Here is a 2,614-nt window from a genome sequence, read left to right as displayed (position 1 = left end):
GCGACGAGCGCGTCGAACAGCGCCGGGGCGGCGTCGGTGGCGACGGCGAGCACCAGGCGCTGCGCGCCGAGGCGGATGCAGCGCACGCCCGCGGCCGATACCGCCTGGCGCATGTCCTCGGCGGGCAGCGCGGCGCCTGCCGCCTGCGCGATCGCCACGGCCTGCGGACCGGCGAGGCCGATCAGCGCGACCTCGGCGCTGGCGTCGGCGAGCTTGACCTTGCTGCGCAGCACGTACATCGAGAACTTCTTCAGGAACGCGGGCAGGATGTCTGCCGAGAGCGCGAGCGCATGGCCGCCCTCCTCGGTCCACACCAGGAAGCTGGCGATCATCCGCCCCTTGGGCGAATTGAAGCTGTTCCACGCCGCGGTGTCGGCTTCCATGTGCTTGACGTCGTTCGACACCAGGTTGTGCAGGAAGGCGGCGGAGTCCGGGCCCTGCGAGCGGATCGTGCCCAGGTGCAGCAGCGGCACCGCGATGGTGGCGGTCTCGGTCGCGCGCGCTTCGTCGGCGGGCGAGGCGAAGGCGATGGAGCGGGCGGTTTCGTCGAGCGTGGCGCCCATGCGGGCGAGGTGTTCGGTCCAGGCAGTCATGGTCTCGGTTCGGGCAGTCTCGGAAGGGATTCGGGGGCGCGCCGCAGGAGGGGGAGGGCACGTGCTGCGGTATTATAGGCGCCCTCCCCGTGGCGGTCGCCCCTCGCGCCGACAGGGATTTAGCCGGCTCCTCCCCCTCCGATGAAGCGTTTTCTCCCCCGCCTGCTCCTGCTGCTCGCCGTGCTTGCCATCCTTGCCGCGATGATCGCGGCGACGGGCTGGTGGTATGCGCACCGGCCGCTCGCGCTCGCCGCCGAGCGGGTGGATTTCACCGTGGCGCGCGGCATGGGCATGCGCCAGGCCGCCGCAGCCATCGAGCGCGCCGGCGTGGGCGTGGATGCGCGCCTGCTCGCGCTGCTCGCGCGTCTGACGAAGCGCGACGCCCGCATCAAGGCCGGCAGCTACGAGGTGCACGCCGGCATCACGCCCTGGCAGCTCATCCTCAAGCTCTCCGACGGCGACGTCACGCAGGGCGAGCTGTTGCTGGTCGAGGGCTGGACCTTCCGCCAGGTGCGCCAGGCGCTGGAGTCCCATCCCGATCTGGAAGCCGACACCGCCGGGCTGGGCGAGGCGGAGATCCTCGCGCGCATCGGCGCGAGCGCGCAGAACGCCGAGGGCCTCTTCTTCCCCGATACCTATCTGTTCGACAAGCGCTCGGGCGCGCTCGCCGTGCTGCGACGCGCGCACGAGGCCATGCAGGCCCGCCTCGACAAGGCCTGGGCCGAGCGCGACCCGGCCACGCCGCTGGCCTCGCCCTACGAGGCGCTGATCCTTGCCTCGATCGTCGAGAAGGAGACCGGCCGCCCCGAGGACCGTGCCCTGGTCGCCTCGGTGTTCGCCAACCGGCTGCGCATCGGCATGCGTCTGCAGACCGACCCCACGGTGATCTACGGCCTCGGCCCCGAGTTCGACGGCCGCCTGCGCCGGGCGCATCTCGATGCCGACCACCCGTGGAACACCTACACCCGTGCCGGCCTGCCGCCGACGCCGATCGCGATGCCGGGCGAGGCCGCGCTGCGCGCTGCGCTCAAACCCGAGAAGAGCGACTTCCTTTATTTCGTCGCGCGCGGCGACGGCAGCAGCGAGTTTTCGCGCGACCTCGCGGCGCACAATCGCGCCGTCGATAAATACATCCGCAACGGAGGTGGGGGATGAGCCGGATGCCGCCGCGCCTGCCCGAAACCGACATGATCGAGAACGCACCCTCCGCCGTGCCCGCGAGCGCAGCCGCGCCCGCCCGCGGCCGCTTCATCACCTTCGAAGGCATCGACGGTGCCGGCAAGAGCAGCCAGATCGCCGCCGTGGTGGCGTTGCTGCAGGCCGCAGGCCGCGACGTCGACCAGACGCGCGAGCCCGGCGGCACGGCGCTCGGAGAACGCCTGCGCGAGCTGCTGCTGCATGAGCCGATGCACCTCGAGACCGAGGCCATGCTGATGTTCGCCGCGCGCCGCGAGCACCTCGCCGCGCGCATCGAGCCCGCGCTCGCCGCCGGGCGCTGGGTGGTGTGCGACCGCTTCTCCGACGCCACCTTCGCCTATCAGGTGGGGGGGCGCGGGCTCGACCGCGCCAAGTTCGACGCGCTCGAGGCCTGGGTGCATCCCGGCCTGCAGCCCGACCTCACCCTGGTGTTCGACCTCGATCCGGCGCTCGCCGCCGCGCGCGTCGCCTCCACCGGGGTCGACCCCGACCGCTTCGAGCGCGAGCAGCGCGACTTCTTCGAGCGCGTGCGCGCCGCCTACCTCGAACGCGCCCGCCTGGCGCCGCTGCGCATTTGCGTGATCGATGCCGCGCGCTCGCCGGAGGCGATCCGCGCCGACATCGAGCGCGTCGTGCGCGAGCGCTTCTTCTCATGATCCACCCCTGGCTGCAATCGACGTGGACGCGGCTCGTCGAGCTGGGCGAACGCCTGCCGCACGCGCTGCTCTTCGTCGGCCCCGCAGGCCTGGGCAAGCGCGCGCTCGCCGAGGCGCTGGCGGCGCGCCTGCTGTGCGACGCCCCCGGCGCCGACGGCCACGCCTGCG

The 2,614-nt window shown here is 72.5% G+C and carries 3 protein-coding genes and 1 pseudogene; 3 read left to right on the top strand and 1 reads right to left on the bottom strand.

The window, feature by feature from the left end; translation table 11 throughout:
* The coding region (locus tag C665_RS19160; protein ID WP_004327767.1) for a YgfZ/GcvT domain-containing protein at positions 1-593 on the bottom strand (593 nt) is incomplete at its 3' end.
* Between the two features lie 141 nt (positions 594-734).
* Between C665_RS19160 and mltG the strand changes: the two genes are divergently transcribed.
* The 3 genes and pseudogenes from mltG to C665_RS21235 form a co-directional block, all read left to right on the top strand.
* Positions 735-1,748, top strand: a complete 1,014-nt coding sequence (mltG, locus tag C665_RS19155; RefSeq protein ID WP_004327765.1) for an endolytic transglycosylase MltG — start codon at positions 735-737, stop codon at positions 1,746-1,748.
* Positions 1,745-2,446, top strand: coding sequence for a dTMP kinase (gene tmk / locus C665_RS19150; RefSeq protein WP_004327763.1), 702 nt, complete (start codon positions 1,745-1,747; stop codon positions 2,444-2,446). The genes mltG and tmk overlap by 4 nt, the downstream gene beginning before the upstream one ends.
* Positions 2,443-2,614: pseudogene (locus tag C665_RS21235) on the top strand (DNA polymerase III subunit delta'); the annotation flags it as partial. The gene tmk and the pseudogene C665_RS21235, both read left to right, overlap by 4 nt.

The organism is Thauera aminoaromatica S2 (assembly GCF_000310185.1).
Classification (GTDB): domain Bacteria; phylum Pseudomonadota; class Gammaproteobacteria; order Burkholderiales; family Rhodocyclaceae; genus Thauera; species Thauera aminoaromatica.
The sequence above is the reverse complement of the archived record's forward strand: the minus strand, read 5'-3'. Positions and strand labels throughout refer to the sequence as shown.